General features: G+C 71.7%; 20 protein-coding genes and 1 tRNA gene. 16 read left to right on the top strand and 5 right to left on the bottom strand.

Annotation, left to right across the window (positions count from 1 at the left end; all coding sequences use genetic code 11):
- Nucleotides 1-16: 16 nt before the first annotated feature.
- From ACV7NM_RS11645 to ACV7NM_RS11625, 5 genes are all read left to right on the top strand, one after another.
- Entirely contained in the window at nt 17-2,182 is a 2,166-nt protein-coding gene (locus tag ACV7NM_RS11645; RefSeq protein ID WP_463410230.1) for an ATP-dependent DNA helicase UvrD2, read from the top strand.
- Nucleotides 2,183-2,359: 177 nt separating this feature from the next.
- The gene (locus ACV7NM_RS11640; RefSeq protein ID WP_463410229.1) at nt 2,360-2,701 is read left to right on the top strand and encodes a hypothetical protein; all 342 of its coding nucleotides are present in this window, start codon (nt 2,360-2,362) and stop codon (nt 2,699-2,701) included.
- 184 nt (nt 2,702-2,885) lie between these two features.
- Nucleotides 2,886-3,257 carry a WhiB family transcriptional regulator gene (locus ACV7NM_RS11635; protein ID WP_053676354.1) on the top strand — a complete coding sequence of 124 codons (372 nt, stop codon included), beginning with the start codon at nt 2,886-2,888 and terminating at the stop codon, nt 3,255-3,257.
- Nucleotides 3,254-3,589: a hypothetical protein gene (locus ACV7NM_RS11630; protein WP_463410228.1), complete on the top strand. Its 336-nt coding sequence runs from the start codon at nt 3,254-3,256 to the stop codon at nt 3,587-3,589. Before ACV7NM_RS11635 ends, ACV7NM_RS11630 begins: the two co-directional genes overlap by 4 nt.
- Before the next feature lie 98 nt (nt 3,590-3,687).
- Nucleotides 3,688-3,903, top strand: a complete 216-nt coding sequence (locus ACV7NM_RS11625; RefSeq protein WP_136213951.1) for a hypothetical protein — start codon at nt 3,688-3,690, stop codon at nt 3,901-3,903.
- Between the two features lie 259 nt (nt 3,904-4,162).
- Here the strand turns inward: ACV7NM_RS11625 and ACV7NM_RS11620 are convergent, their stop codons facing one another.
- The gene (locus ACV7NM_RS11620) at nt 4,163-5,491 is read right to left on the bottom strand and encodes an ABC1 kinase family protein (RefSeq protein ID WP_463410227.1); all 1,329 of its coding nucleotides are present in this window, start codon (nt 5,489-5,491) and stop codon (nt 4,163-4,165) included.
- A gap of 104 nt (nt 5,492-5,595) precedes the next feature.
- Entirely contained in the window at nt 5,596-6,738 is a 1,143-nt protein-coding gene (locus ACV7NM_RS11615; protein ID WP_463410226.1) for a ThiF family adenylyltransferase, read from the bottom strand.
- Between the two features lie 173 nt (nt 6,739-6,911).
- Between ACV7NM_RS11615 and ACV7NM_RS11610 the strand changes: the two genes are divergently transcribed.
- The 4 genes from ACV7NM_RS11610 (at nt 6,912) to ACV7NM_RS11595 (ending at nt 10,909) form a co-directional block, all read left to right on the top strand.
- Nucleotides 6,912-7,595: a M48 metallopeptidase family protein gene (locus ACV7NM_RS11610; RefSeq protein ID WP_463410225.1), complete on the top strand. Its 684-nt coding sequence runs from the start codon at nt 6,912-6,914 to the stop codon at nt 7,593-7,595.
- Nucleotides 7,596-7,726: 131 nt separating this feature from the next.
- Nucleotides 7,727-9,424, top strand: a complete 1,698-nt coding sequence (locus tag ACV7NM_RS11605) for a TerD family protein (protein ID WP_463410224.1) — start codon at nt 7,727-7,729, stop codon at nt 9,422-9,424.
- Between the two features lie 29 nt (nt 9,425-9,453).
- Nucleotides 9,454-10,134: an AIM24 family protein gene (locus tag ACV7NM_RS11600; RefSeq protein WP_463413904.1), complete on the top strand. Its 681-nt coding sequence runs from the start codon at nt 9,454-9,456 to the stop codon at nt 10,132-10,134.
- A 19-nt stretch (nt 10,135-10,153) separates the two neighbouring features.
- Entirely contained in the window at nt 10,154-10,909 is a 756-nt protein-coding gene (locus tag ACV7NM_RS11595) for an AIM24 family protein (RefSeq protein ID WP_463410223.1), read from the top strand.
- A gap of 63 nt (nt 10,910-10,972) precedes the next feature.
- Here the strand turns inward: ACV7NM_RS11595 and ACV7NM_RS11590 are convergent, their stop codons facing one another.
- Together ACV7NM_RS11590 and ACV7NM_RS11585 are read right to left on the bottom strand one after the other, a co-directional pair.
- Nucleotides 10,973-11,497, bottom strand: coding sequence for an NUDIX hydrolase (locus ACV7NM_RS11590; RefSeq protein ID WP_463410222.1), 525 nt, complete (start codon nt 11,495-11,497; stop codon nt 10,973-10,975).
- Nucleotides 11,494-12,951, bottom strand: coding sequence for a zinc-dependent metalloprotease (locus ACV7NM_RS11585; protein ID WP_463410221.1), 1,458 nt, complete (start codon nt 12,949-12,951; stop codon nt 11,494-11,496). The genes ACV7NM_RS11590 and ACV7NM_RS11585 overlap by 4 nt, the downstream gene beginning before the upstream one ends.
- 270 nt (nt 12,952-13,221) lie before the next feature.
- Between ACV7NM_RS11585 and ACV7NM_RS11580 the strand changes: the two genes are divergently transcribed.
- The 4 genes from ACV7NM_RS11580 (at nt 13,222) to ACV7NM_RS11565 (ending at nt 16,538) form a co-directional block, all read left to right on the top strand.
- Entirely contained in the window at nt 13,222-14,322 is a 1,101-nt protein-coding gene (locus tag ACV7NM_RS11580) for an SDR family oxidoreductase (protein WP_463413903.1), read from the top strand.
- Between the two features lie 141 nt (nt 14,323-14,463).
- Nucleotides 14,464-14,925 (top strand): molybdenum cofactor biosynthesis protein MoaE, encoded by a 462-nt coding sequence (locus ACV7NM_RS11575; RefSeq protein ID WP_463410220.1) that lies wholly within the window; start codon nt 14,464-14,466, stop codon nt 14,923-14,925.
- A 146-nt stretch (nt 14,926-15,071) separates the two neighbouring features.
- The gene (locus tag ACV7NM_RS11570) at nt 15,072-15,275 is read left to right on the top strand and encodes a hypothetical protein (RefSeq protein WP_463410219.1); all 204 of its coding nucleotides are present in this window, start codon (nt 15,072-15,074) and stop codon (nt 15,273-15,275) included.
- A gap of 174 nt (nt 15,276-15,449) precedes the next feature.
- Complete coding sequence (locus ACV7NM_RS11565; protein ID WP_463410218.1) at nt 15,450-16,538, top strand: YlbL family protein; 1,089 nt, start codon at nt 15,450-15,452, stop codon at nt 16,536-16,538.
- A gap of 26 nt (nt 16,539-16,564) precedes the next feature.
- Here the strand turns inward: ACV7NM_RS11565 and ACV7NM_RS11560 are convergent, their stop codons facing one another.
- Nucleotides 16,565-17,131 carry a PPA1309 family protein gene (locus ACV7NM_RS11560; RefSeq protein WP_463410217.1) on the bottom strand — a complete coding sequence of 189 codons (567 nt, stop codon included), beginning with the start codon at nt 17,129-17,131 and terminating at the stop codon, nt 16,565-16,567.
- Between the two features lie 132 nt (nt 17,132-17,263).
- On the opposite strand from ACV7NM_RS11560, the gene ACV7NM_RS11555 reads away from it, so the two are divergent.
- The 3 genes from ACV7NM_RS11555 to ACV7NM_RS11545 all read left to right on the top strand — a co-directional run bounded on the left by ACV7NM_RS11555 (nt 17,264) and on the right by ACV7NM_RS11545 (nt 22,346).
- Entirely contained in the window at nt 17,264-20,149 is a 2,886-nt protein-coding gene (locus ACV7NM_RS11555) for a UPF0182 family membrane protein (RefSeq protein ID WP_463413902.1), read from the top strand.
- A gap of 52 nt (nt 20,150-20,201) precedes the next feature.
- Nucleotides 20,202-20,275: transfer RNA gene (locus ACV7NM_RS11550), tRNA-Met, on the top strand.
- Nucleotides 20,276-20,498: 223 nt separating this feature from the next.
- Nucleotides 20,499-22,346 (top strand): tetratricopeptide repeat protein, encoded by a 1,848-nt coding sequence (locus ACV7NM_RS11545; RefSeq protein ID WP_463410216.1) that lies wholly within the window; start codon nt 20,499-20,501, stop codon nt 22,344-22,346.
- Nucleotides 22,347-22,448: the final 102 nt, after the last annotated feature.

The raw sequence follows: 22,448 nt of genomic DNA, 5'->3' as shown, positions 1-22,448 counted from the left end.
CTGGCAGCATGGCGGGGTGACAGCAGCAACGCACTCCTCATCCTTCCCGTCCGGCGCCGACTCGGCCGACGCGGTGCTCCAGGGCCTCGACCCGGAGCAGCGCGAGGTCGCGACGACCCTGCGCGGGCCGGTGTGCGTGCTCGCCGGGGCCGGGACGGGCAAGACCAGAGCCATCACCCACCGCATCGCCTACGGCGTCGCCTCCGGCAGCCTCATGCCCGCCAGCGTGCTGGCCGTCACCTTCACCAACCGCGCCGCCGGTGAGATGCGCGGCCGGCTGCGCAGCCTGGGCGCGGGCGGGGTCCAGGCCCGGACCTTCCACGCCGCCGCGCTGCGCCAGCTCCAGTACTTCTGGCCCCGCGCGATCGGCGGAGAGGTGCCCCGACTGCTGGAACGCAAGATCCAGTTCGTGGCCGAGGCCGGATCGCGCTGCCGCATCCGCCTCGACCGCAACGAGCTGCGCGACGTCACCGGTGAGATCGAGTGGGCCAAGGTCACCCAGACCGTGCCCGCCGACTACCCGGCCGCGGCCCTCAAGGCGGGCCGCGAGGCGCCGAGGGACATGGCGGAGATCGCCCAGATCTACGGGACGTACGAGCAACTCAAGCGCGACCGGAACATGATCGACTTCGAGGACGTGCTGCTCCTCACCGTCGGCATCCTCCAAGACCGCCACGACATCGCCGAGCAGATCCGCGCCCAGTACCAGCACTTCGTGGTGGACGAGTACCAGGACGTCAGCCCGCTCCAGCAGCGTCTGCTGGACCTGTGGCTCGGCGAGCGCGACAACCTCTGCGTCGTCGGTGACGCCAGCCAGACGATCTACTCCTTCACCGGCGCCACCCCCGACCACCTGCTGAACTTCCGCACCAAGTACCCGCAGGCCACCCTGGTCAAGCTGATCCGCGACTACCGCTCCACCCCCCAGGTCGTCCACCTCGCCAACGGTCTGCTCGCCCAAGCCAAGGGGCGGGCCGCCGAGCACCGGCTGGAACTGGTCTCGCAGCGCGAACCCGGCCCCGACCCGGTCTACGCCGAGTACCCCGACGAGCCCGCCGAGGCCGAGGGCGTCGCGGCCAAGATCCGCGACCTGATCGCCGCCGGGGTGCCCGCGGGCGAGATCGCCGTCCTCTACCGCATCAACGCCCAGTCCGAGGTCTACGAGCAGGCCCTCGCCGACGCCGGGGTCCCCTACCAGCTGCGCGGCGCCGAGCGGTTCTTCGAGCGGAACGAGGTGCAGAAGGCGATGCTCGCCCTGCGCGGAGCAGCCCGCTCCGGCGGCAACGACCCGCTGCTCGAAGACGTGGTGGAGCTGGGTTCCCAGGTCCGCGCCGTGCTCAGCTCCACCGGCTGGACCAGCGAGCCGCCCGCGGGCTCCGGCGCGGTCCGCGACCAGTGGGAATCGGTGGCCGCCCTGGTCCGCCTCGCCGAGGACTTCGCCCGCGGCCGCCCCGGCGCCACCCTGGCCGACCTCACCGTCGAGCTGGACGAACGCAAGGCCGCCCAGCACGCGCCGACCGTGCAGGGCGTCACCCTCGCCTCGCTGCACGCCGCCAAGGGCCTGGAGTGGGACGCGGTGTTCCTCGTGGGCCTCACCGACGGCATGATGCCGATCACCTACGCCAAGACCGACGATCAGGTCGAGGAGGAACGCCGACTGCTCTACGTCGGCGTCACCCGGGCGCGGTTGCACCTGACGCTCTCCTGGGCCCTGTCCCGCGCCCCCGGCGGTCGGGCCTCCCGACGCCCCAGCCGGTTCCTGAACGGCCTGCGACCCGGCTCGGTGGCCCCCGGCGCCAAGACGGGCGCCGCGGGCGAGCGGGGGGCCCGCAAGCGCGGACGCCGCGGCCCGGTGCTGTGCCGGGTCTGCGGCAAGACCCTCACCGAGGCCGGCGAGCTCAAACTGATGCGCTGCGAGGAGTGTCCGTCCGACATGGACGAGGGCCTCTACGAGCGGCTGCGGGAGTGGCGCGCGGCCCAGGCGAAGGAGCAGGGCCTGCCGGCCTACTGCGTCTTCACCGACAAGACGTTGATGGCGATCGCGGAGGCCGGACCGGCGGAGGAGGGCGAGCTCTCGATGATCTCCGGAGTCGGCGGCCGCAAGCTCGAGCGGTACGGAGCCGACGTCCTGGCCATCTGCGCAGGCCAGGAGCCCGAGGAGGCGGATTCTGACGACGCGTAGAAACTCGTCGGAAAAATAGTTTGCACATGCCCAGCCGATCCCCATAGGTTCTTAGCAACGGAAACGGTGGCTTCTCCGAAGCCCCTGATCCGTGTTGTACTTGGCTGTACTTTTCCGAAAACGCATGGGACGGGCCCCCGGGCCCGGTCCCCGAGACGCCGAGAGGAGGCGAGACCAGTGACCAGCTTCATGACCTTCACCAAAATGACCGATCGCTCGGTCGCCGCCTCCTGCACGCTCGGCTCCTCCTCGCTCCTCCCGGTCCTGGGTACCGGTGTGTCCCGGATTTCCGCGGACAGCCCTGCCCTGACGGCCGCGCCCTGCGCGCTGCTCGCCAGTGTCCGGAATGAGCGACCGACCAAGGCACCGGTGGCAGTACTGGCAGCAGAAGCCCAGGCGCATGGCGCCTATGCCTCCGCCGCCGCGGCCGGTGCCGGATTCCAGACGAAGCAGACGAAGCAGCAGCACCACCTGATGTGGGCCTTCCGTGGGCTCGAACCCTGGAGTGATCCAGTCTGATCCCAAGATCAGGCCGGCGCCTTCAGGGCCGCGGAACCCCACCCGGGATCCGCGGCCCTTCTGTTTGTCCCCGAACGGGGGCTACAGCGCGAAGGGGCCTCGGGACTGGCAAGAACAGGTACCAGCCGACCCCGGCCGAACCCGGCCGGAACGACTAGTCAACAAAGACGAGGAAGAAAACACCGTGCAACTCGAAGCGCACGCCCCGTCCGTACCGCAGACCCAAACGATCTCCCCGCCCGCAGTCCCGGAGGACTCCACCTTGACTCCCCTCACCGCGCTGACCGCGCTCGACGACGCCATCGAGAACCTCGGCGTCCCCGTCCCGTGTCGCACCTTCGACCCCGAGGTCTTCTTCGCCGAGTCCCCGGCCGACGTCGAGTACGCCAAGTCCCTCTGCGGCACCTGCCCGCTGGTCGAGGCCTGCCTCGCCGGTGCGAAGGAGCGCCGCGAGCCCTGGGGCGTGTGGGGCGGCGAGCTCTTCGTCCAGGGCGTGGTCGTCGCACGCAAGCGGCCACGTGGCCGTCCGCGCAAGAACCCGGTTGTCGCGGCATGACCGCCATCGGAACCATCGACCGCCCCTTGACGCACGACCCCCTGAAGCAGGCCCCCATGTCCCCCTTTGCCGGCACCACTAGCGAGCAGCCGCACGGCTCCGCCACCGCAGACTTCATCACCGCAGGCGCGATCACCTCGCGTCAGAACAGGACCCGCGAAATGCAACTCATCCCAGAAGCCATGGCTCGTGCCCATATGGACGACCGCATGCGTGAGGCCGACGCCGAGCGTCACGCCCTGCGCCTGGTCTCCGCACGGCGCATGCAGCGTCGAGCCGAGCGCGTCTCGATGCGCGCCCGGCGCGCGCTGGCCATGGCCGTCATGCACTGACCGCCGAACACCCGTCCCCGGGGGGCCGGTCCACACGGACCGGTCCCCCGGGGCGTTGCGGACGCGCACCGCGCGCCGCACGGGGATATCGTCGGCAGGTGGACCAGCCGACTCCCCGCCCCACCCCGCCGGGTCCCAAGGCCCGACCCCGTCCCGCGACCACCTGCGCGCGCTGCGGCACCCAGGCCCCCGACGGCGCCCCGCCCACCTGGACCTGCTCGGTGGAGAACGGGACACGTCAGTACTTCTGCGTCGCCTGCGCGCGCGCCAACCTCAGGGCGATCGAGGGCCGCCTCGACTCCTCCTGGTGGTGACGCCGCCGCCCGGCGCCGCCCGGGAGCGGTCTGGGGCGTGTTTCGAAAGTCCCTCCCCCAGCTACCGCTGGGAGGTGCCCCCAGGCCCGCGACGCCCGGCACCGCGCCTCGCCGCGTTGTCGGAACGCCCGCTTACGCCCAGTAGGCGGGCGATCCTCCGCCTTGCGATGCACGGCACCTGGGGGTACCTCCCAGCGGTAGCTGGGGGGAGCCGCGGGCCACGCCCTTCGGGCGCCCGGCGCTACTTTCGAAACACGCCCTAGCCCTCGGGGAGGAACCCGGGGAGCCAGGACTCCAGTTCCTCGCGCAGGCGCACCGTCGCACCCAGCTGGCACAGGACGCCGATGGTGCTCAGCGTCACCCGGTGGATCAGCAGGTACGAGGGGGGCAGGTTGATCTGCCGTCCCAACTGGTGGGCGGGAGAGCGCGGGTCGGCGATCCGGGCCGCCTGGCCCCGGAGCCAAGGGCGGGTGAAGGTGAACTCATCCGCCTCGGCCGGCTCGATGATCGGCTTGAGGTAGTCCAGCACCGCGTCCGGGTCGAGCTCGATCGACTTCTTCACGAAGCCCTCCGCGCACAGGTGGCCGTACACACCCTCGGCGTCGCCGTCCAGTGTCATCCGCAGCGATCGGCCGATGGGCTCGGGCCAGCCGCCCGGCAGCCGGTCGACCGTGCCGAAGTCCAACACCCCCAATTTGGCGGTGCCGTCGGCGGCCCGGATCAGCCGGAAGTTCCCGGGGTGCGGGTCCGCGTGCAGGAGGCCGGTGCGCGCGGGCCCGGAGAAGAGGAACCGGGCCAGCAACTGTCCGGCGCGGTCGCGCTCCTCCTGGGTGCCGTCGGCTATCACCTCCGACAACGGGGTCCCTTCCATCCACTCGCTCACCAGGACCTGTTCGCCCTGGTGCACGACGGCCGGCACCACCACGTCCTCGTCGCCTTCGAACGCGTCGGCGTGCGTCCGCTGCGCCTCGGCCTCCAACTCGTAGTCCAGCTCCTCCTCCACGCGGTCACGCAACTCGGTGATCAGCGGCTTGATGTCCATGCCCGGGATCAGGGGCCCCAGCAGCCCGGCGAACCGGCCGAGCTGCCTGAGGTCGGAGAGCAGCGCCTCCCCGGCCCCCGGGTACTGCACCTTGACCGCCACCTGCCGGCCGTCGTGCCAGACCGCACGGTGCACCTGCCCGATCGAAGCCGCCGCGGCCGGCTTGTCCTCGAACTCCTCGAACATGTCGCGCCAGTTCTCGCCCAGCCGCTCGGCCAGCACCTGGTGCACCGTCGACGAGGGCAGCGGCGGGGCCGCCTCCTGAAGCTTGGTCAACGCCGCCCGATAGGGCCCCGCGACCTCCTCGGGCAGAGCCGATTCGAAGACCGACAGCGCCTGCCCGAACTTCATGGCGCCGCCCTTCAGCTCCCCGAGCGTACGGAACAACTGCTCGGCGGTGCGCTGTTGGAGCTCGCGGGCGACGATCTCCGCGGACTTGCCGCCGATCAGCTTGCCCAGACCCCATGTGGCCCGGCCGGCCATGCCCAGTGGCAGCGCGGCCAGCTTGACGGTGCGGGTGACCGCCTTCCGGGGAAGATCAGACATGCGCCCCTCCAGTTCCCAGACAGCTGCGCCGCCAGCGGCGGTTCGGGGGGTGTCCCCTCTGGCCTTCGGTCCAACGCATCCTGTCATGGCCCCAGGCGCGAGAGTCAGGCCGATCCTGCCTCCCGTCCCTCCAGTACCGCTGGACCGCCTCCTCCGCCGCCGCGCCCCACCGCGGCGGCCCCGCACGGGCAGTCAGGATGGGGGCGGACCTCGGAACGCTCCCAGTGCAAGCCGGGCAGGGCGGCCTCCCAGCGGGCGGCCGTCGACGCCGGCAGTCGGCCGTCGAGGAACGACAGGGCGTGCGCGGCGGCGAGACCGGCCACCGCCGAGGCCAGGCCCAGATCGCAGGCGGCGACGGCTCTGCGGCGGTGCGTCGACCGCCACTGGACCAGCATCCGGGGCCAGGCGGCATCCCGTTCGATCCGCTCCCGCTCCATGCACCCCGCGCAGGCGGCGATCCCGGGCAGCACCAGCGGCCCGACCATCCCCGTACCCTCCAGCACCCCCGCGTACAGGTGCGGGATACCGGCCGCCACCCACTCGGCGGCGGCGTCGGGATCGGGCGCCCACGCCTGGAGCCCGTCCCGGGGCGCGACCACCACCAGGGCCAGCCCCGGCGCGGGCCCGCCGTACTCCCCGGCGCGCGGGGCACGTCCCGGGGCCGCCTCCCGGACCACCGCCGCCGCGGCTTCGGCCCGCAGCCGCCCCACGCTGCCCGGACCCAGCCCGCCCGGCGCCACATCACCCGGCTGCACCCGGCCCCCGTCGAGCACCTCGACCCGGCCCACCCCGGCCCCCGCCAGGACGGCGGCGAGGACCCCGCCCACCCGGCCGCTGCCGCGCACCTGCACCCGTATCGCCCGACGGGCCGCGACCGCCCGCAACTCGCCGCCGGGCTCGGGGTGGACCAAGGAGAGCGACGCCAGATCCGGCCCCAGCCGCTCCAGGGTCTCCGGCCGCTTGCGCACCGCCTGCGCCCGGGGTCCTCCCGCGGTGGCGTCATCGAGCAGCCCCGCCCCCGCCAGCCGCCGGACCAGTTCGTCCGCCTGCCCCCTGGGCAGGCCGATCCTCCCGGCCTCCTCGCGCAGCGACTCCATGCCCCGCGTCCCGTCGATCCGGTCGATCAGGGACGCGGTCGCCGTGTCCACCGGACCCAGCGCCAACGCATGGGCGGGAGTCACCCCGCACTGCACCGTGTGCAGATCCCGCCAGGCCCGCGCCAGCGCCGGCTTCACCCTCGGATACATGACAGTCCCCCGCTTCCCGTCCGGTACTTTCCTCTTCTTCTTCCGCGATTCCTTCGCGCCTGGAGCCACATTGCCCGCCCCACGAAATGCCCGTGAGAATTTGTCCACAGGCAAGGGGTATTAGGCATATGAGATGGAGAAAAGGGGTGTTTCGGATCTCCGGTGAATCGATCATGTTCGAACCCCGGACGGGCGGGGCGCCCGCGCCGACGACCGGGTACCGTCGAGGCGTGTCCGCCGACCCCTCGCAGCGCGCCGTCGAAGTACGCCGGAGCGCGCGCCGCCGCAGGACCGTATCCGCCTACCGCGAAGGGGAGCGGACGGTCGTCCTCATCCCCGCCCGGATGTCCGAGGCGGAGGAAGAGCGCTGGGTGGGCGTGATGCTCGACAAACTCGCCGCCCAAGAGAGCAAGCGCACCCTCGGGGACGCGGAACTCACCGAACGCGCCGAGCGTTTGTCCGAGCAGTACTTCGGCTCCCGTGCCCGCCCCCGATCGGTGCGCTGGGTCACCAACCAGAACACCCGCTGGGGCTCCTGCACCCCGGCCGAGGGCAGCATCCGGCTTTCGCACCGCCTCCAGGGCATGCCCGAGTACGTCGTCGACTACGTCCTCCTGCACGAGTTGGCGCACCTCCTGGTCCCCGGACACGGGCCGCGTTTTTGGCGGTTGCTGGAGGCGTACCCGAAGACCGAACGCGCCCGCGGATATCTGGAGGGGGTCGTCGCGGCCGAACGCCTCCCCGCCCCCGGCGCACCCTCCGACCTCCCCGGCGCGGCAGCCGCCCCAGGCGCGCCCTCCGACCTGACGGCCCCCGCCCCCGCCGCCTCCGCCGTGCCCGTCGCCCGCCAGGAATGACCGGGCCGCGGGGCATGTGTACCGGCTCGGTACCGACTTGGCCGAATGTCCGCCACAGCCGTTAGCCTGAGCGGCACGCATTCGGAGTCGGGTGCGCGCATTCACAGTCGGGATGGGGGACGGTCGTACGCATGGCCAGGGAATTCCAACGCGGCCACAAGGCCAAGATCAGTGATCTGACGGCAGGCACCGATCTGTACGTGGGCGTCCGGATCGCCGGTGCCGGGCTCTCCATCGACATCAGCTGCTTCGGCCTCGACGCCAACGAGCAGCTCTCGGACGACCGCTACTTCGTCTTCTACAACCAGCCGAAGTCGCCCGAGGAGTCCATTCAGCAGCTCGGAGCCCAGGCCGGCGACACCGAGTCCTTCCGGGTGACCCTGGACCGCGTGCCCGCGCACATCCACAAACTCTCCTTCGCCGCCTCCATCGACGGCGCCGGACAGATGTCGCAGATCGGCCCCGGCTACATCCGGGTCGTGGCGGGCGGCGAGGAAGTGGTCCGGTACTCGTTCACCGGAGCGGAGTTCAGCACCGAGCGCGCGCTGATGATCGGGGACTTCTACCTCAAGGACGTGTGGCGCTTCGCCGCCGTCGGCCAGGGCTTCGACGGCGGCCTCGCCGCCCTGCTGGAGAACTTCGGCGGCGAGGTCGCCGAGGAGGAACCCGAGCCGCAGGCGAAGCCGCAGCACCAGGCCCCGATCGCCGCGCCCGGTTTCGCCCCGCCCCCACAGGCCCCGGCCCCGGCGCCCGCGTTCGGCACGCCCGCCCAGGCCACGCCCGCCCCCCAGGCCCCGCCGGCGCCCCCCGCCCCGCACCCCGCCTTCGGGTCCCCCGTCCCGCCGCCCGCCCCGGCCCCGCACCAGCCGGTGCACTCGGCCCCCACGATGGTCGGCCCCCTGGTGCCCGCGCCCCCGACGGCCCCCTACGGGCAGCCGCCGCACGCGCCCCAGCCGCCCGGGCCGCCCTCGTACGGCCAAGTCCCGAACCAGCAGCCCTCGTACGGCGGTCAGGTTCCCCCGCCCGGCCCGGTCCCCGCCCCGCACGGCCACCCGGCGCCCTACGGCCAACCGGCCCCGTACGGTCAGCAGCCCGGCCACCCCCAGCAGTCGCCCTACGGTCAGCAGCCCGGCCACGCCCAGCCGGCCGCCGCCGGCGCGGGCGCCCCGGGTCTCACCGCCGCCCTCAGCCGGTACAAGGAAGCCCCCACCGGCGCCCGCTGGACCCCGCAGAACCACCAACTGATGCGGGTCGACCTCGCCATGGGCGACGGCCGGCCCGTCCTCGCCCGCCAGGGCAGCATGGTCCTCTACCAGGGCAAGGTCGACTTCAGCTACAAGGGCGCCGGCTTCGCCGGCCGTATCGTCGGCAACGCCACCGGCCAGGAGATGCAGCTCATGCGCTGCACCGGCCGCGGCCAGGTCTTCCTCGCCGAGAACGGCGCCCACCTGCACGCGATCGAGCTCCAGGGCGACGGCATCTGCGTCTCCGCCGAGAGCGTCCTCGCCTTCGACGAGTCCCTCCAGCACGATGTCCGCCGGATCGAGGGCCACGGCATCCCGGGCGGCGCCCTGTTCACCATGCTCTTCCAAGGCTCCGGCACCGTGATCGTCAAGACGCACGGAACCCCCGTCGTCCTGCCCGTCACCCCGACCACCTTCGCGGACAGCAACGCCATCGTCGCCTGGTCCGCCGCCTCCCAGGTGATCATTTCCAGCCAGGTCCGGTTGCGCCGCAACGCCTACCCGGGCCACAGCGGGGAGACCGTGAACCTCCAGTTCCGCGGCGCCCCCGGGAACTTCATCGTCGTCCAGCCGTACGAGGTCTGAGGGAGCCCCACATGAATGCCATGAACGCAATGAACCAGCAGCTCGCGGGCTACACCCCGACCCCCGTCACGGCCCGCATGGAGAACCACGGCCCGGCCATGCTCAAGGTCGCCATGCAGAGCGGCCACGACCTCTTCGCCCGCACCGGCTCGATGGTCGCCTACGAGGGCTTCGTGCAGTACGAGCCCAACCCGCCGGCCGTGCGCCAGATGGCCTCGCAGTGGCTCACCGGCGAGGGCGCCCCGCTGATGAAGTGCACCGGTGACGGCCTGCTCTACCTCGCCGACTACGGCGCGGACGTCGTCGTCATCAACCTCGCCAACGACGCCCTCTCCGTCAACGGAACCAACCTGCTGGCCTTCGACGCCCAGCTCCAGTGGGGCGTCGAGCGGGTCAAGGGCATGGCCAAGTTCGCGGGCCAGGGCCTGTTCAACGTACAGATCTCCGGCACCGGCTGGGTGGCCATCACCTCCCGGGGCACGCCGATCGTGGTCGACTGCGGCCGCGGCGAGGACGAGACGTACGTCGACCCGGACGCGCTGGTCGCCTGGTCCCCCAACCTCAAGGTCAAGGGCAAGCGCAGTTTCAAGGCCTCGTCGATGATCGGCCGGGGCAGCGGGGAGGCCTACCAGATGGCCTTCTCCGGGCAGGGCATCGTCGTCGTACAGCCCAGCGAGGACAGCACCGACCGGCTCCGGACCCGGGGCTGAGGGGGAGCGGACACACATCATGCAAAGCTCACTTTTCGGCCACGCCGAACAGCAGTCCCAGGACCGGTACACCGTCCAGAACCCGCAGTTGCTGCGGGTCTCCCTGAGCGGCTCCGACGACGTGCTCGCCCGCAAGGGCGCGATGGTCGCCTACCAGGGGATCATCGACTTCGACGGCGAGTACCAGAGCACTACCCAGCGCACCGCCCGCGCCCGCACCGGCGAGGGCCTGGACCTCATGCGCTGCTCCGGGCAGGGCACGGTCTACCTGGCGAACCTCGCGCAGTACGTCCACGTCGTGGACGTGGACCAGGACGGGCTCACCGTCGACAGCGGCTACGTGCTGGCCCTGGACTCCACCCTGCACTCCGAGGCCGTCGCGGTGGACAGCCAGTACGGGATCTCCGGCTCGGGCAAGTACCAGCTCAACATCACCGGCCGCGGCAAGGTCGCCCTGATGACCTCGGGACAGCCACTGATGATGCAGGTCACACCGGACAAGTACGTCAACGCCGACGCGGACGCCATCGTCGCCTGGTCCACCTCGCTGCGCGTGCAGATGCAGGCCCAGACGCACTCCACCGGCGTGTGGCGGCGGCGCGGCAACACCGGTGAGGGCTGGGAGCTCAGCTTCCTCGGCACCGGCTTCGCCCTGGTGCAGCCCAGCGAGCTGCTGCCGCCGCAGAACGCCCAGCTCGGGCAGGGCCTGGCGGCGCAGTACGGCATGGGCCAGCACGGCGCCCACGCCCAGAACCAGAACAACGCCTGGAACTGACCACCCACGTACGGGTCGGGGCGGGTCCCGCGGGACCCGCCCCGACCCGTACGCGTCACGCGCTCACAGGCGCGCCCGGGTGGCCTCCACCAGCCGCACCACCGACGCGTCGGCCACCGCCGCCACCTCGTCGTACGGGAACCAGCGCAGGTCCAGCGACTCCTCGCTGATCTCCGCCACCGCGTCGGCCGGGGCGAGCGCCGCGTACTGCACGTCCAGGTGCCAGTTGCACGGCGCCGGGATCGGGTGCCGGTCCAGTCGTACGGGGCCACCCGGCAGCAGGGTCAGCCCCGTCGGGATGCCCGACTCCTCGCGGGCCTCGCGCAGCGCCGCCTCCGCGAGGGTCGCGTCGCCGGGCTCGCAGTGGCCGCCCATCTGGAGCCACATGCCGAGCTTCTTGTGCAGGGTCAGCAGCACCCGCCCCCGCGCCGGGTCGACCACCAGCGCGCTGCCGGTGATGTGACCGGCCCGGCAGGGCTTGTAGACCCCGTCCGGGTGGGCGGCGAGGTGCTCCAGATACAGCTCGCGCAGCTCGGGCTGGCCTTCGTACCCCTTGAGGACGAGGACCGCGTCGTCGTACAGGCTCACTTCTTCTCTTCGCCCTCGCCGTCGGCTTCGCCCTGGTCTCGCTGGGCGCCCTGGTCGGGTCGGCCGCCCTGCTCGCGCTTCTCGGCGGCCTCGCCGAGCATCTTGTCGATCTCGGAGAAGTCCAGCTGCTCCCGGTGCACGAACCCGTCGGGGTCGTCCAGGTCGGAGGCGGTCGGCAGCATGTCGGGGTGCTCCCAGAGCCCGTCGCGGCCGTCCATCCCCCGGGCGTCGGTGAGCGAGGCCCACAGCCGCGAAGCGTCGCGCAGCCGACGCGGGCGCAGCTCCAGCCCGATCAGCGTCGCGAAGGTCTGCTCCGCCGGACCGCCCGAGGCGCGGCGCCGGCGCATCGTCTCGCGCATCGCGTCCGCCGAGGTCAGGCGGGGCTTGGCGGCCTCGTGCACCACCGCGTCGACCCAACCCTCGACCAGCGCGAGCGCGGTCTCCAGACGGGCCAGCGCGGCCTTCTGCTCGGGGGTGTCCTGAGGCTGGAACATGCCGCCCTGGAGGGCTTCCTGTAGCTGCTCCGGGTTGGACGGGTCGATCTGACCGACCACGTCCTCCAGCTTCGAGGTGTCGACCTTGATGCCGCGCGCGTAGCCCTCGACCGCGCCGAACAGGTGCGAGCGCAGCCACGGCACGTGCGCGAAGAGACGGGCGTGCGCCGCCTCGCGCAGCGCCAGGTACAGCCGCACCTCGTCGGACGGGACGCCCAGGTCCTTGCCGAAGCCCTGGATGTTCAGCGGGAGGAGAGCGGCCTTGCCGGCCGGACCCAGCGGCAGTCCGATGTCGGTCGAGCCGACGACCTCACCCGCGAGCACGCCCACGGCCTGGCCGATCTGCTGGCCGAACATGGCCCCGCCCATGGAGCGCATCATGCCGAGCAGCGGCCCCGCCATCGCCTGCATCTCCTCGGGCAGCACGCTGCCCATGGCGACGCCGACACGCTCGGCGACCGGGTCGACGAGCTCCTTCCACACGGGCAGGGTGGCCTCGACCCACTCCGCCCGGCTCCACGCCACGGCGGTCGGGGCGCCCGAGGGCAGCGAGGTGACCCCGTCCAGCCAGTGGTCGGCGAGGCGCAGGGCCTCCTCGACCGCCGACTTCTCGGCGATGCCGACGCTGGCGTCCTTCACACCGTCCGCCGTGCCCTGGGCGACGGTCTGGCGGGCGATGTCCTTGGCCATGTCCCAGTTCACGGGACCGCCCTCGTAACTCAGCATCTGGCCGAGCTGCTGGAAGGCCGCACCCAGGTCGTTCGGGTTCATGGCGCCGAACATCGCGGCGAACGGGTTGTCCGCGCCGGCGCCGGGCGTCCCGGCGCCGCCCGGCAGGCCCGTGCCGAACCCGAACGGATTCGGGCCGCCTCGACCGCCCTCGTTGCCCTTCTTCTTGCCCTCGTCGCCGTTCTCCGGCTCCTCCGGCGGAAGGCCGAATCCGAATGGGGTGTCGCTCACGGGTTTCCTCGGCTCGTAGGGCCGCCGGCGGGAGCCGACGGGCGATGGTCCGACAACACCACCCAGCGTAGACACCCGGCCCGCTTCCGGGCTCGGTGCTCCGTCGGGTCCTGGGCTGCGGCAGGATGGACGTCACCTGGTGGGTGCGCGTCACGGCGCGTCCCCACTGAAGACAACCGCTGGAGACGCCCGGTGAGTTCCCGAGATCCGTACGCTTTGGACAAAGACAGCTCGCACGAGCCCGACCCCGCGGCGCCCGCCGAAGACGACGTGGAGCCTGCTGAAAGTGCCGTTCGCCCGCCGCGAAACCCGGCGGTCCGCGGTCCCGTGATCGCGGTGACCGGCGCCGCGTCGGGAGTGGGGGCGGCGCTGGTGAGCCGCCTCGCCGCGTCCGACGAGGTCAAGCAGGTCGTGGCCATCGACGAGCGGCGCGGCGACTGCGCTTCCGCCACCTGGCACGTCCTGGACGTACGGGACCCCGCGATCGCCGAGAAGCTGCGGGGCGCCGACGTGGTCGTCCACCTCGCGCTGGACCTGGACCTGGAAACGGACCCGGCGGCCCGCACCGCGTACAACGTGCGCGGAACCCAGACCGTGCTGACCGCCGCCGCGGCGGCCGGGGTGCACCGCGTCGTGCTCTGCACCTCCGCGATGGTCTACGGCGCGCTGCCCGACAACGACATCCCGCTGGCGGAGGACTCCGAGCTGCGGGCCACCGCCGAGGCCACCGGCGTCGGCGACCTGCTGGAGATCGAACGCCTCGGCCGCCGCGCCCCCCGCGCGCACCCCGGGCTCAACGTCACCGTGGTCCGCCCGGCCGTGCTGGTCGGCGGAACCGACACCGCCCTGACCCGTTACTTCGAGTCGCCCCGGCTCCTGGTGGTCGCCGGGTCCCGGCCCACCTGGCAGTTCTGCCACGTCGAGGACCTGGTCAGCGCCCTGGAGTACGCCGCCCTGGAGAAGGTCGACGGGGAGCTGGCGGTGGGCTGCGAGGGTTGGCTGGAGCAGGAGGAGGTCGAGGAGCTGAGCGGCATCCGCCGCATGGAGCTGCCCTCCGCCGTCGCACTTGGCGCCGCGGCCCGACTGCACCGGATCGGCCTGACGCCGTCCCCGGCGGGCGACCTCGCGTACACGATGCATCCGTGGGTCGTCAGCGTGAGCGCGCTGCACGCCGCGGGCTGGCGACCGCGCTGGACCAACGAGGAGGTGCTCGCCGAGCTGCTCCAGGAGGTCGCGGGCCGCCACACGGTCGCCGGCCGACGCCTGGGCCGCAAGGACGCCGCCACGGCCGCCGGTGCGGCGGGCGCGACGGTCGCCCTGTTGGGCGCCGCCGCCGCGGTGCGCCGGGCCCGCAAGCGCCGCGGGATCTGAGGGGGCCGGGCCGCGTCGCGGCTCCGGCCGGCCCGGTGCGGCCGCCACCGGCGGTTTCCTGTAGGAGGCTCCCAAGGCGGCCGTGCGGGGCCGGGCGATTCGGCTATTTCGCCGGGGCCGCCCTTAGGGCACGATGGGAACATGGATCCGCACTTCGACCACCCCGGCGAGCAGGCCGCCCAGGACGCGATCCGGCTGCTCGAAATCCGCGAGACCCCGCTCTCGATCGACGAGGTCTTCCAGGCGGTCGGCGACGACGCGACGGGCGGTACGACGCTCTTCGTCGGCACGGTGCGCAACCACGACAGCGGGGCCGACGTCGACTCCCTCGGGTACTCCTGCCATCCCACGGCAGAGGCCGAGATGCGACGGATCGCGGAGCGCGTCGTGGCGAAGTTCCCGGTCCGTGCCCTCGCCGCCGTGCACCGCGTCGGCGACCTGGCGGTGGGCGACCTCGCGGTGGTCGTGGCCGTCTCCTGCCCGCACCGCGGCGAGGCCTTCGAGGCCTGCCGGATGCTGATCGACGACCTCAAGCACGAGGTCCCGATCTGGAAGCACCAGACGTTCTCCGACGGCACGGAGGAGTGGGTCGGCGCCTGCTGAACCCCCGGCCCGGGTACGGCCCCCGTAAGGGGGTAACCTCACACCCGTTCGGCCGCGCAACACGCCCTCGATTTGCGTAACCCCTTTCCGGGCACGAGCGTTGAAGCCACCGACGACACGTACTTTCGGGGCAGGGAGGCACGTCCATGGCGTCACTGGCGTGGTTGCTGATTCCGCTGTTCGCCGCCATAGGAGCGGCGATATGGGGCAGCTGGGCGGCGCGCGACCGCACGTCCGGTGACATATCCGAGCTCACCGGCTACGCACGCTTCCGCGAGGCCATGGACCAGGCCGAGCCTGCTTGGGTCAAAACGAAGGAAAAGGCGCACTCCGGTTCCGACGCCGTCTGACGCGTCCCGTGAGGTCCGCCCGAGAAACCCGGCCGCCGCCCGAGAACCGGCCGCCGACGCAGCACGCGGCCCGAGCACCACGCGGCCTGAGAATCGTCTGAGAGTTCCGCGGACGAACCCCGTACGGCCCGGCCCCATCGGCCGCCCGTGAGAGCCGTCCCGTACTGTCGATCCATGCCACGCCGCACTGCGACGATGCTCGCTTCCACCCTCATGCTGTTCGCACTGCTCTGCGCGGGGGTTTTCCTCAAGGTCCCGTACTCCGAGATGAGCCCCGGCCCCACCGTGAACACGCTCGGTGAATCGCGCGGCGAGCCCGTCCTGAACATCTCCGGGCACAAGACGTACCCCACGACCGGGCACCTCAACATGACGACGGTCCGCGTCACCGGGGCGGACTACGACATGAACCTGCTGGAAGCGGTGTACGGCTGGCTGGCCGGGGACAACATCGTGGTGCCGCACGAGAACCTCTATCCGGGCGGCAAGACGGACAAGGAATCCACGCAGGAGAACGCCGAGGAGTTCAGCCAGTCGCAGGAGAGCGCCAAGGTGGCGGCCCTCAAGCAACTGGGCATCGAGGTTCCCGTCCGCGTCATCGTCGCCACCGTCGTCAAGGGCAGCCCCTCCGAGGGCAAACTGCACGCCGGCGACGTGATCAAGTCCGTGGACGGTGCTCCGGTGGCCGAACCGGGCGACGTGGCCAAGCTCGTCACCAAGCACAAGGCCGGAGAGCCCGTCGAGTTCCTCATCGTGCCCGCCGCCGAGGCGGCCGAGGCCGAGAAGACGGGCCGCGAGCCGAGCACCACGACCAAGGTGACGATCGTGTCCGGGAAGGCGCAGGACGACGGTCACGCCATCGTCGGCATCCGGGCCGGGGTCGACCACACCTTCCCGTTCCCCATCGACATCAAGCTCGCCGACGTCGGCGGCCCGAGCGCCGGCCTGATGTTCGCGCTCGGTATCGTCGACAAGCTCACCCCGCAGGACCTGACCGGCGGGAAGTTCATCGCGGGCACCGGCACCATCGACGACGCGGGCAAGGTCGGCCCGATCGGCGGCATCCAGCTGAAGACCATCGGCGCCCGCAACGCGGGCGCCCGGTACTTCCTCACGCCCGCCGAGAACTGCGCCTCCGCCGCCGCGCACGTCCCCGACGGCCTGACGCTGGTCAAGGTCTCCACCATCGGCGACGCCGAGCGGGCCCTGGAGAAGATCGGCAAGGGGGACACCGCCGGACTCCCGAGCTGCACCACGTCCTGACCGTCCGGCGCGCCCCCCGCCCAGGGCTACGCGAAGGTCGCCGCCAGCGCCTCCGCGAGCCCGGGCACCAGCCCGCCGCCGGTGAGGACCTCGCTCGACGAGTCCTTCTCCCGCAGCCGGACCGCGGATTCGCGCGATCCGTCGCGCAGCACGGCCACCGTGAGGCGGACCTCCTGCCGCTCCGGGTGCGAGGCGACCCACTTCGCCAACTGCTTGTCGTTCAGCCCCTCTGGTACGGACGCCTCCGCGGACGGCGGCAGCATCAGCCGCTCCACGGTCAGCGCGCAGCCCACGACCGCGTCGGGCCACGCGATGGTGCCCAGGAACTTGTCGAGCGCGGTGTTGGCCGGCACCTCGTCCTGTTCGATCGGGGTGAGGGAGGACTTGCCGGTGTCGTCCTGGTCGACACCGAGCTGGCCGGCCAGCCGGGGCTCCTGCCGGCGCAGGCGGGCGGTGTCGACGAGGGCGAAGAGGCGGGCCGGCTGGTCCCAGCCGAGGCCGGCCGCGTACTCGTCGATCTCGAGGCAGGCGCGGGTCAGCGGACTGGCCGCCATGGGCGTGCCGGAAGGCGAAAGGTTGGACATGGACAACATCCTGCCTCCTTTCCACCGGATAGCGGGAACTGACCAAAGCCTCAGTAAGTTGCATGAGTGGGCCCTACGATCGGGGGCCCCGTTGACGATCAGCTCCAGCGACATTCAGAGGTGCGCACCTTGGCTTTCCAGATGCCGGACCGCGGCGCAGGCCCCTCAGGGCCACGGATGAGAGTCGGCCGCCCCTCCCGGCGCGCCCGCACTCTTCTGACGACTCTGGGCGTTCTGGCCGTGCTGGCCATGGCGTTCATCATGTTCGCGGGCTTCTGGACGGACTGGCTCTGGTTCCGCTCCGTCGCTTTCTCCAGTGTGTTCACCACCACCCTGTGGACCAAGATCGGCCTCTTCGCGGTCTTCGGCCTGCTGATGGCGGGGGCCGTCGGGTTCAACATCTGGCTGGCACACCGACTGCGGCCCCCGCTCAGCGCGATGTCGGTGGAACAGCAGAGCCTCGACCGCTACCGGATGAGCGTCGCGCCGTACAAGAAGTGGCTGCTCCTGGCCATCGCCGGGATCGTCGGCCTGATCGCGGGGGCCTCGGCCGCCGGCCAGTGGAAGACCTGGCTGATGTACGTGAACGGGGTGCCCTTCGGGAAGAAGGACCCGCAGTTCGGTCTGGACGTGTCCTTCTACACCTTCGATCTGCCCTGGTACCGCTTCCTGCTCGGCTTCGGCTTCGCGGCGGTCGTGCTGTCGGTGATCGCCGCCGTCGTCGTGCACTACCTGTACGGCGGGCTGCGCGTGACCAGCCCCGGCGCCCGGGCCACCGCCGCCGCCACCGGGCACCTGTCGGTGCTGCTCGGCCTGTTCGTGACGTTCAAGGCGATCGCGTACTGGCTCGACCGGTACGGCCTCGCCGTGAAGTCCAGTGACTTCAAAGCCGCCGACAACTGGACCGGCCTGCGGTACGTCGACGCCAACGCCTACCTTCCGGCGAAGACGATCCTCGTCGCCATCGCCGCGATCTGCGCGCTGCTGTTCTTCGCCACGCTGTGGCGCCGGACCTGGCAGCTGCCGGTCATCGGCTTCGGCCTGATGGTCCTCTCGGCGATCCTCATCGGCGGGCTGTACCCGGCGATCGTGCAGAAGTTCCAGGTCCAGCCGAACGAGCAGGCCAAGGAGTCCCCGTACGTCGAGAAGAACATCGACGCGACGCGGAACGCGTACGGCATCGCCAACGCCGAGGTGAAGGACTACCCGGGCACCGGCTCCAACACGGATCAGGCCAAGCTCCGGGCCAACGCGGACACCACGGCGAGCATCCGCCTGCTGGACCCGAACATCGTCTCGCCGGCCTTCCAGCAGCTCCAGCAGGTCAAGGGCTACTACGGCTTCCCGGCGACGCTCGCCGTCGACCGGTACAAGGGCCAGGACACCGTCATCGGCCTGCGCGAGCTGAACCTCGCGGGCATCCCCAAGAACAACTGGATCAACGACCACTTCCGTTACACGCACGGCTATGGCGTGGTCGCCGCCAAGGGCACCGAGGTCACGAAGAACGGCGACCCGGTCTTCATCCAGTCCGACCTCCCCTCAAAGGGCGAGTTCGGCACCGGGAACGCCTTCAAGCAGCAGGTCTACTACGGCGAGCAGACCAAGCAGTACTCGATCGTCGGCGGCCCCCAGAAGGAACTCGACTACTCCGACGACAAGGGCGAGAAGGAGACGAGCTACACCGGCAAGAGCGGTGTCAGCCTCGACAACCCGATCAACCGCGCCGCCTACGCCCTCGCGTTCAGCGAGCCGCAGATCCTGTACTCCGGCGCCATCGGCGACGGCTCGCGCATCCTGTACAACCGCACGCCCAAGGAGCGCGTCGAGGCCGTCGCCCCGTGGCTGACCATCGACGGCGCGGCCTACCCGGCCGTGGTCGACGGCCGCATCCAGTGGATCGTGGACGCCTACACGACGACGAACGGCTACCCGTACGCCTCGCGCACCACGCTCGGCGACTCCACGGCCGACTCGCTCACCAACAGCCAGCGCGCGGTCGTGGCCCAGGAGAACCGGGTCAACTACATCCGGAACTCGGTCAAGGCCACCGTTGACGCCTACGACGGAACGATCAAGCTGTACCAGTGGGACACCCAGGACCCGGTCCTCAAGACCTGGATGAAGGCGTTCCCCGGCACCGTCAAGGCGAAGAGCGAGATCCCCAAGGCGCTCGTCGACCACATGCGCTACCCGCAGGACCTCTACAAGGTGCAGCGCGAATTGCTGACCCGCTACCACGTCACCGACGCCCAGACGTTCCTCAGCGGCTCGGAGGTCTGGGCCGTCCCGGACGACCCGACCACCAAGACGGGCAGCGCGGTGCCGCCGTACTACCTGTCGATGAAGATGCCCGGTCAAAAGGAGCAGGCCTTCTCGCTGACGACGACCTTCACCCCGAACGGCCGGGACAACCTCAGTGCCTTCATGGCGGTCAACGCCGACCCGGGCACCCCGGACTACGGCAAGATCCGCATCCTGAAACTGCCGACCAGCACCCCGGTCGACGGCCCCAAGCAGGTCCAGAGCAAATTCAACTCCAAGCCGGAGATCGCCCAGGAGATCAACATCCTGAGCCGGGGCGATTCCCAGGTGGAGTACGGAAACCTGCTGACGGTGCCGCTCGACGACGGCGTGCTGAACGTCGAGCCGGTGTACGTGAAGGGTGGCGGGCTCAAGTACCCGACGCTGCGCAAGGTGTTGGTGACCTACGGCGGCCAGACGGCCTTCGAGGACACGCTGGAGAAGGCGCTGAACGTGGTGTTCGGAGCGGAGGCGCCCACCGCCCCGACGACGCCGACCACCCCGACCACTCCGCCGGGCGAGGGCACCACCACACCCGGCACGCAGGACCCGACGGTCAAGGCGGCCCTGTCCGATGCGCAGAAGGCCGTCGAGGCGGCGGAGAAGGCACGGCAGTCGGGAGACTGGGCGGCCTACGGCAAGGCGCAGGACGACATCAAGGCGGCGCTCCAGCGGGCGGTCGACGCCGAGGCGAAGCTGACGACACCGAAGCCGGCCGGCTGATGATCACTGGGTAATGGCCCGGTCCCGCGTCGTGATACTGTGGTTTCACCGACGCGGGGTGGAGCAGCTCGGTAGCTCGCTGGGCTCATAACCCAGAGGTCGCAGGTTCAAATCCTGTCCCCGCTACTGAAAACGAAGGCCCGGATCCATGGGATCCGGGCCTTCGTCATGTCCGGGGTTGACCGTCCGGGGGAACACGGCGGTCACGAGGTCACTGGGGCGGGTGAGTTGGGGTGGGAGCGTGTTTGACTTGTCTCTCTGTGGGCATGTCGACAAAACGCTGTAGTGACCTCACTGGCTGCGACATACCAGGTGTACGCGGGTAGCAGGTGATGCGACGATGGGATTTATGGGGGACAGGTCAACTCTGCTGGAGACAGGGCGGTTTGTGAGGTCGGAGGTCGAGTCGGGCAGGGAAGCCGAGAAGGGGGCTCAGACCGTTAACGCGCAGACCGCATTGACCGATGCGGATTTCGCGGACGAAGCGTTCGTCGAAACCGACGTGGCCAGTGACGCGGAGCTGGAGGCCCGGCACCGCGTGGCCGCCGACAAGGGGGACCCGGGCGCCATGAGCGTGCTCGGGGCGTTGCTGCTGCGCCGGGGCGACCTGGCCGGGGCCGAACCGTACCTGCGGGGCGCCACCGCCGAGGGGGACCGCGCCGCCGCCAACAACCTCGGGGTGCTGCTGCACCAGCGCGGCTACCCCGACGACGCCGCCGGCTGGTGGCGGGTCGCCGCCGTCGCGGGTTCCGCGCCGGCGGCGCACGCCCTGGGTCGGCACTACCGCGAGCGGGGCGACGAGCCGGCGGCCGAGTACTGGATGCGCCAGGCGGCGGAATCCGGCCACGCCCTCGGCGCCTACGGGCTGGCCGACCTGCTGGAACACCGCGGGGACAAGGGCGTCGAGCGGTGGTTCCGCGCCGCGGCGGAGCAGGGGCACCGCGAAGCCGCGTACCGGCTGGCCCGCCACCTGAGGAAGGGCGACCCCGTCGAGGCGGAGCAGTGGTACCGGCAGGCCGCCGCGCGCGGACACCGCCGGGCCGCGCTGCACCTGGGCGCGATGCTGGAGGCGCGGGGGGAACTGAAGGAGGCGGGGCGCTGGTACCTGACCTCGGCGAAGCAGGGGGAGGCGCGGGCCGCGTGCGCCCTCGGCTTCCTGCTGCGCGACGCCGGGGACGAGGAGAGCGCGGCCGCCTGGTGGCGCCGGGCCGCCGAGGACGGTGACGGCAACGCGGCCAACGCCCTGGGCGCGCTGCACGCGGCCCGCGGCGAGCCCCAGACGGCCGAGAAGTGGTACCGGGTCGCCACGGACGCGGGCGACCACAACGGGGCGTACAACCTGGCTCTGCTGTGCGCCGCGCAGGAGCGAACGGCGCAGGCCGAGCAGTGGTACCGCCGGGCGGCCTACGCGGGTCACCGCGAGGCGGCCAACGCCCTGGCGATCCTGCTGCTCCAGGGCGGGGACGCGGAGGGCGCCGAGCCGTGGTTCTCGAAGGCGGCCGAGGCGGGCAGCGTGGACGCCGCCTTCAACCTCGGCATCCTGTTCGCCAGCCGGGACGAGGACCGGACGGCGCTGAAGTGGTACGAGCGGGCCGCTTCGGCCGGGCACACCGACGCGGCGCTCCAGGTCGGCATCGCCCTGGTACGCGACGGCGAGGAGCGGGCGGCGGAGCGGCACCTGCGCTGCGCGGCGGGCGGCGGCAGCGCGGAGGCGGCGTTCAGGCTGGCCGCGCTGTTGGAGTCGCTGGCCCCGCCGCCGGAGCCGGTGGCGCTGGGCGAGCCGGTCGGCGGGGTCGAGCGCACCGAGAGCGAGGAGTGGTACGAGCGGGCCGCCGAGCTGGGCCACCGGCGGGCCCAGGTCCGCGTCGGGATGCTGGCGGCGGCGCGGGGTGACCTCGCGGCGGCCGCGCGCTGGTACCGGGAGGCGGCGGAGGCGGGCTCGCGGAACGGGGCGTTCAACCTGGGGCTGCTGCTGGCCCGGGAAGGGAACGAACCGGAGGCGGCGCTGTGGTGGACGCGGGCGGCGGTGGCCGGGCACGGCCGGGCGGCGCTGCGGCTGGGGCTGCTGGCGGCGCGGCAGGGGGACCTGAACGAGGGGCAGAAGTGGTGCGTGCGGGCCATGGAACTGGGGCCGGCGGAGGTGTCGGAGCGGGCGGCGCGGCTGCGGGACGCGTTGGCGGAGGAGCTGTCGGCGTAGCCCTGGCCGGGGTTGCCGGGGTTACCGGGGTGCCGGGGGCCGTCCCGGGGCGTGCGGATCGGGTGCGGCGCCGTCGCGCGGAGCGGCCCCGGCTGCGCCGGC

It is taken from the genome of Streptomyces sp. Tek67B01 (assembly GCF_055231995.1).
The sequence above is the reverse complement of the archived record's forward strand: the minus strand, read 5'-3'. Positions and strand labels throughout refer to the sequence as shown.